A 6,388-nucleotide genomic window follows, 5' to 3' on the forward strand; every position below is an offset into this window, starting at 1 on the left:
TGAAACTCCGTTAAAACGTTACGGGTGCAGGTGATTGGGGTGCATCGAACTGGCCGGCCATCCAGCCGCCGACATCGATCAGGCGGGTGTCGACGGTGGCTTGCAGTGCCGACAGCCGGCCGCCGCACAGGGCGCCGAGGCGATCGCTGATCTGGAACAGTTCGTCGAGGTCTTCGGAGATCACCAGGATCGCCGCCCCAGCGTCGCGCAAGGCGATCAGCGCCCGGTGAATGGTCGCGGCGGCGCCGACGTCCACGCCCCAGGTCGGGTGCGCGGCCACCAACAACCTGGGTTGCTGAAGGATTTCCCGGCCGAGGATGAATTTCTGCAAGTTGCCACCAGACAGGCTGCGAGCCGCTGCCTGGGCATCGGGTGTCTTGACCCCGAAGCGGCGGATGATGTCTTCGGCCAGTGCCTCGACTTTGCTGCGCTGGATCAATCCATTGCTGACCAGCCCTTGTTGAAATGCGGTGAGCAGGGCGTTATCCGCCAGGCTCAGTTCCGGTACCGCGCCATGCCCCAGACGCTCGGCGGGGACGAAGGCCAGGCCGAGTTTGCGTCGTGCATCCGGCCGCAGGTGCGCCACCGGTTGCCCGCCGAAACTGATTTTCGCCCCGTCATTTCCCGGCAGCCGTTCTTCACCGCTGAGCAAGGCCAGCAACTCATCCTGGCCATTGCCGGCCACTCCGGCGACACCGACGATTTCGCCGCTGCGCACCTCGAGATCGATGCCCTTGAGCGAGCAGCCGAACGGGTCCGGGTTGTACCAGGACAATCCGGTCACGTTCAGAAACGCGTCAGCCCCCCTGACCTTCGGATAGTCAGTAATCAGCTCAGCGGCTTCACCGACCATCAACTGCGCCAGTTGCCGGTCCGAACACTCGGCCGGCACGCAATGCCCGGCCACTCGTCCGCCGCGCAACACCGTGGCGCTGTGGCACAGCGCGCGCACTTCGCCGAGCTTGTGGCTGATGAACAGAATGCTGCAGCCCTCGGCGGCCAGTCGACGCAACGTGATGAACAATTCGTCGGCCTCTTGCGGGGTCAGTACCGACGTCGGTTCATCGAGAATCAGCAGGCGGATGTCCTGCATCAGGCAGCGAATGATTTCCACCCGCTGACGCTCGCCGATGGACAGGCTGTGGACCAGTCGCTCCGGTTCCAGCGCCATGCCATAGCGTTGGGACACCTCGCGGATTTTCGGTTCAAGCTGCTTCGGCGTACCGGCCGCAGCGCCCATCGCCAAGGCGATGTTCTGCGCCACGCTCAGGGTTTCGAACAGCGAGAAATGCTGGAACACCATGCCGATCCCGAGGCTGCGGGCCTGGGCCGGATTGCGCATGGTCACGCGCTGGCCCTGCCAGATCATCTCCCCTGAGTCGGCGTGTGTGACGCCGTAGATGATCTTCATCAGGGTACTTTTGCCCGCACCGTTTTCGCCGAGCAGGGCGTGGATTTCACCGGGCGCAATGCTCAAGTCGATGGCATCGTTGGCCAGGCAACCGGGGTAACGTTTGCTGATTCTGCGCAATTGCAGGCGGGGTGTTTGATCGGGGGGAGGCGCAGGGTTGGACATGACAGGCTCGGGTCGCAAAAGGATATGCCTGTGGATAAAGCAATTTCCTGGCCATTGAGTCAGGAAATCGGCAAAAGCCTGTTGGCACAGCCGTTGCGGACGCTGCCTCGACCTATTCCAACTCCTGGAGAGGCACCACTTGAGGGCAAGGTTTTGGATCAGGCTCCGGTTTTGCGCGCGATCAATTGGTCAAAAAACGAGCAATAAGCTGCAGGCATTGTCAGGCATGGGGCTGCGCCAGCCATGAACGGGTTATCCACAGCTTGTTCCACAGTATCTGTGCGCAAGCCGACCGTGTGGGCATAAGCACCGAGGGGCTTTCTTCTAATGGCGATAAACCACTCTAACTGATTGTTTTTACGTGGAATAAACGTCGCGGATGGCGAGTTGGACGAAAAATGAGCAAAGCCCGCAAAGCCGCATGACAGAAGGGTTACAGCAGAATGTGCTCAGGTTATCCACAGCCGGGTGCACAGCAGATGTGGGCAAGTGTCGAGAGCAAAGAAAATCGGGGTGCCCCAAAAGATCGCAGCGCCCATAGGCGCGTAGAGCTGCCGAAGGTTGCGATCTTTTGATCTTAACGCTGCAACAAAATACGCCCGCGACTTAAGTCCGCCAGCTGCGTTTGCAGCGTACTTATCTGCCCGTCGCCAATCGCCAATTGCAGTTCCACACCATTGGCCGTGAAGGTTTCCTCCACCACCAAACCACCCAGCTCCGCGACCCGAAGCTTCACCAACGCCAACTCGCCAAATGCACAGGCACAACTGACCGGCACCCGACTGATCAACTCGACTTTCGGTGCCCCTTGCAGGCATTTGTTGGCACTGCCGCCGTACGCTCGGGCGAGGCCGCCGGTGCCCAACTGGATGCCGCCATACCAGCGGATCACTACGACCGCGACCTGATCGCAATCCTGCGCTTCAATCGCCGCAAGGATCGGCCGGCCAGCGGTGCCACCGGGTTCGCCATCGTCAGTGCTGCGGTATTGATCGCCGAGCTTCCAGGCCCAGCAATTGTGCGAGGCGTTCAAATCACTGTGTTGCTCGATGAACGCCTGGGCGTCGGCTGCGCTGGCGATCGGCGCGGCGAGGGCGATGAAGCGGCTTTTGCGAATCTCTTCGCGGTATTCGCAAAAACCGCTGAGGGTAAAAGGCATGGGTGTCTTAAATAGCCGGCGTCAGGCCGCAGCCTTTGAGAATGATGCGAATCAGGTTGCTGCCGGCGTCTTCCATGTCTTGCTTGGTCAACTTGGTGCGCCCGGTGACACGGCAGATCTGCGTGGCAAAGTCGGCGTAATGCTGGGTGCTGCCCCACAGCAGGAAAATCAGGTGCACCGGGTCGATCGGGTCCATTTTGCCGGCGTCGATCCACGCCTGGAATACCGCGGCCCGACCTTGAAACCAGGTGCGGTAGTCCTGGTTGAAATGCTCGGTCAGGCAATCACCGCCGCTGATGACCTCCATGGCGAAGACCCGCGAAGCTTGTGGCTGGCGCCGGGAGAATTCCATTTTGGCGCGAATGTATCGCGTCAATGCTTCTGCCGGATCGTCCTCGACGGTCAGGGTATTGAAGGTGCTGTCCCACAATTCAAGGATGTTACTCAGCACCGCCACGTACAAACCGAGTTTGTTGGTGAAGTAGTAATGCAGATTCGCTTTGGGCAACCCGGCTTTCTGCGCAATGGTGTTCATGCTGGTGCCTTTGAACCCGTGACGGGCGAACTCGTCTTCGGCGGCTTTGATGATGGTCTCTTCGTTCTTCTGACGAATGCGGCCGGCGGGTTTGCCGCCGTGGGCTGGGACTTCAAAGGTCATAGGCACTTCCGAACAGGTAGATGGGTGCAACCAGATGCGTTGATAGCGCACCCACGGGCCTCAGACAAGTCCTATGGCGATAAAACCTTGGGCACCGCTCCCACAAGCTTTCAGCGAGTCGCCGCCAGACTCTCCAAAAAACTCTCCAGAACCAGATGCGGGCGACGGCCCTTGCGTGTAACCGATGCCAGGCTCAGGTCATAAAAACGTGCCTTGGGTTTTAGTGCACGCAAACGGCCTTGCTGCACCCAGAGGCTGGCGTAGTGATCCGGCAGGTAACCAATGTAGCGCCCGGTCAGGATCAGAAAGGCCATGCCCTCGCGATCCGACGCACTGGCGGTGCAATTGAGCGCCTGGTAATGGGCCTGAATCTCGGCGGGCAAACGGAAGGTCGGGGCGATGGCGTCCTGGCTGTTGAGGCGCTCATCATCCAGTTGTTTGTCGTCGACATAGAACAGCGGATGGCCGACCGCGCAATACAGCAGCGAGCGTTCGCTGTAGAGCGGCTGATACTCCAGCCCCGACAACGCGCTGGCTTGCGGCACCACGCCGACATGCAAGCGACCGTCGAGCACGCCTTGTTCGACTTCATTGGGCGCGATCATGCGGATCTGGATCTGCACGTCCGGGCCGCGTTCCTTCAGTTGGGCCAGGGCGTGGGTGATGCGCATGTGGGGCAGGGTGACCAGGTTGTCGGTCAGGCCGATGGTTAATTCGCCGCGCAAGTGTTGGTGCAGGCCGTTGACCTCGGTACGGAAACTTTCCAGCGCACTTAATAGCTGCAACGCAGATTGGTAGACCTCACGGCCTTCTTCGGTCAGGGAAAACCCCGCGCGACCTCGTTGGCACAGGCGCAGCCCCAGGCGTTGCTCCAGATCGCTCATTTGCTGGCTGATGGCCGAGCGACCGATACCCAGCACCGATTCCGCCGCGGAGAAGCCGCCACACTCCACCACGCTGCGAAAAATCCGCAGCAGGCGGATATCAAAGTCACTGACTTGCGCCAGCGGATCGGGGCGACGGGTACTCATAGTTTAGTCCGGGCCTGACTGAAGGTTAGAAAAGTTGGATTTCACCGACTTTATCCCCGTGGCAATTTAGCTGCAAGAACGCTTTTGATCTCCACGCCGCTTATTTTGCCCTGCGAGGTTTTGCCCATGAACGTGCCTGAAAACGCCCCGACTTCCCTGGCCAGCCAGCTCAAGCTTGACGCTCACTGGATGCCCTACACCGCGAACCGCAATTTCCAGCGCGACCCGCGCCTGATCGTGGCGGCCGAGGGCAGTTGGCTGACAGACGACAAGGGCCGCAAGGTCTACGATTCGCTCTCGGGTCTGTGGACCTGCGGCGCCGGGCACACCCGCAAGGAAATCCAGGAGGCGGTGGCCAAGCAATTGGGCACTCTCGATTACTCGCCGGGCTTCCAGTACGGTCACCCGCTGTCGTTCCAGTTGGCCGAGAAAATCACCGACCTGACCCCGGGCAATCTGAATCACGTGTTCTTCACCGATTCGGGTTCCGAATGTGCAGATACCGCGGTGAAAATGGTGCGTGCCTACTGGCGCCTGAAAGGCCAGGCGACCAAGACCAAGATGATCGGCCGCGCTCGTGGTTATCACGGCGTGAACATCGCCGGCACCAGCCTCGGCGGCGTGAACGGCAACCGCAAACTGTTCGGTCAGGCGATGATGGATGTCGATCATCTGCCGCACACCTTGTTGGCGAGCAATGCTTTCACTCGTGGCATGCCGGAGCAGGGTGGTATCGCGCTGGCGGATGAATTGCTCAAGTTGATCGAACTGCACGATGCCTCGAACATCGCAGCGGTATTCGTCGAGCCATTGGCCGGCTCCGCTGGCGTGCTGGTTCCGCCGCAGGGTTACCTCAAACGTCTGCGCGAGATCTGCGATCAGCACAACATCCTGCTGGTGTTCGACGAAGTGATCACCGGTTTCGGTCGTACCGGTTCGATGTTCGGTGCCGACAGCTTTGGTGTCACTCCGGACCTGATGTGTATTGCCAAGCAAGTCACCAACGGCGCGATCCCGATGGGCGCGGTGATTGCCAGCTCCGAGATCTACCAGACCTTCATGAACCAGGCGACGCCTGAGTACGCGGTGGAATTCCCGCACGGCTACACCTATTCCGCGCACCCGGTGGCTTGCGCCGCAGGCCTGGCGGCACTCGACTTGCTGCAAAAGGAAAACCTGGTGCAGAGCGTGGCCGAAGTCGCACCGCATTTCGAAAACGCACTGCACGGTGTGAAGGGCAGCAAGAACGTCATCGACATTCGCAACTACGGGTTGGCCGGTGCGATCCAGATTGCACCTCGCGACGGCGATGCCATCGTGCGTCCGTTCGAAGCTGGCATGGCGCTGTGGAAAGCCGGGTTCTACGTGCGCTTCGGCGGCGACACCCTGCAGTTCGGCCCAACCTTCAACAGCAAGCCGCAGGACCTTGATCGTCTGTTCGATGCAGTCGGCGAAGTGCTGAACAAGATCGACTGATTCCCTCTTCTATATAAAGGCGTCCTTTCAAAGGACGCCTGTGGACAATTTCAGGAGCCCCGCATGAGCCTCATCCCGCATTTGATCAATGGCGAACTGGTGACCGAAGACGGTCGCACGGCCGATGTGTTCAACCCGTCCACCGGCCAGGTTATCCACAAGCTGCCGTTGGCCAGCCGCGAAACCATTCAGAAGGCCATCGACTCGGCCAAGGCTGCGTTCCCGGCCTGGCGCAATACGCCAGCGGCCAAGCGCGCTCAGGTGATGTTCCGTTTCAAGCAACTGCTGGAACAGAACGAATCCCGCATCGCACAACTGATCAGCGAAGAACACGGCAAGACCCTGGAAGATGCTGCCGGTGAATTGAAGCGCGGGATCGAGAACGTCGAGTTCGCGTGCGCGGCACCAGAAATCCTCAAGGGTGAGTACAGCCGTAATGTCGGGCCGAACATCGATGCCTGGTCGGATTTCCAGCCATTGGGCGTAGT

The 6,388-nt window shown here is 60.1% G+C and carries 7 protein-coding genes (1 of these 7 cut by a window edge); 3 read left to right on the forward strand and 4 right to left on the reverse strand.

Annotated elements, in window-relative coordinates; all coding sequences use genetic code 11:
- Window positions 1-10 precede the first annotated feature (10 nt).
- Window positions 11-1,576 (reverse strand): ABC transporter ATP-binding protein, encoded by a 1,566-nt coding sequence (locus LOY28_RS03295; protein ID WP_018928369.1) that lies wholly within the window; start codon window positions 1,574-1,576, stop codon window positions 11-13.
- A 30-nt stretch (window positions 1,577-1,606) separates the two neighbouring features.
- Between LOY28_RS03295 and LOY28_RS03300 the strand changes: the two genes are divergently transcribed.
- Complete coding sequence (locus LOY28_RS03300) at window positions 1,607-1,783, forward strand: hypothetical protein (protein ID WP_258613062.1); 177 nt, start codon at window positions 1,607-1,609, stop codon at window positions 1,781-1,783.
- Window positions 1,784-2,153: 370 nt separating this feature from the next.
- Here the strand turns inward: LOY28_RS03300 and LOY28_RS03305 are convergent, their stop codons facing one another.
- The 3 genes from LOY28_RS03305 to LOY28_RS03315 all read right to left on the reverse strand — a co-directional run bounded on the left by LOY28_RS03305 (window position 2,154) and on the right by LOY28_RS03315 (window position 4,424).
- Window positions 2,154-2,735: a YigZ family protein gene (locus tag LOY28_RS03305; RefSeq protein WP_019582316.1), complete on the reverse strand. Its 582-nt coding sequence runs from the start codon at window positions 2,733-2,735 to the stop codon at window positions 2,154-2,156.
- Between the two features lie 7 nt (window positions 2,736-2,742).
- Complete coding sequence (locus tag LOY28_RS03310) at window positions 2,743-3,393, reverse strand: TetR/AcrR family transcriptional regulator (RefSeq protein WP_018928367.1); 651 nt, start codon at window positions 3,391-3,393, stop codon at window positions 2,743-2,745.
- 110 nt (window positions 3,394-3,503) lie between these two features.
- Window positions 3,504-4,424 (reverse strand): LysR family transcriptional regulator, encoded by a 921-nt coding sequence (locus LOY28_RS03315; protein ID WP_007940170.1) that lies wholly within the window; start codon window positions 4,422-4,424, stop codon window positions 3,504-3,506.
- A 126-nt stretch (window positions 4,425-4,550) separates the two neighbouring features.
- Here LOY28_RS03315 and LOY28_RS03320 point away from each other — a divergent pair, with 126 nt between their 5' ends.
- Complete coding sequence (locus LOY28_RS03320; RefSeq protein WP_018928366.1) at window positions 4,551-5,900, forward strand: aspartate aminotransferase family protein; 1,350 nt, start codon at window positions 4,551-4,553, stop codon at window positions 5,898-5,900.
- Window positions 5,901-5,963: 63 nt separating this feature from the next.
- Window positions 5,964-6,388, forward strand: partial view of a CoA-acylating methylmalonate-semialdehyde dehydrogenase gene (locus LOY28_RS03325; protein WP_019582319.1) — the 5' portion only. The gene runs 1,069 nt beyond the window's last position; the window shows 425 of its 1,494 coding nt (coding positions 1-425); the start codon lies at window positions 5,964-5,966; its stop codon lies off the right edge, out of view.

Source organism: Pseudomonas sp. B21-017 (genome assembly GCF_024749245.1).
GTDB lineage: Bacteria > Pseudomonadota > Gammaproteobacteria > Pseudomonadales > Pseudomonadaceae > Aquipseudomonas.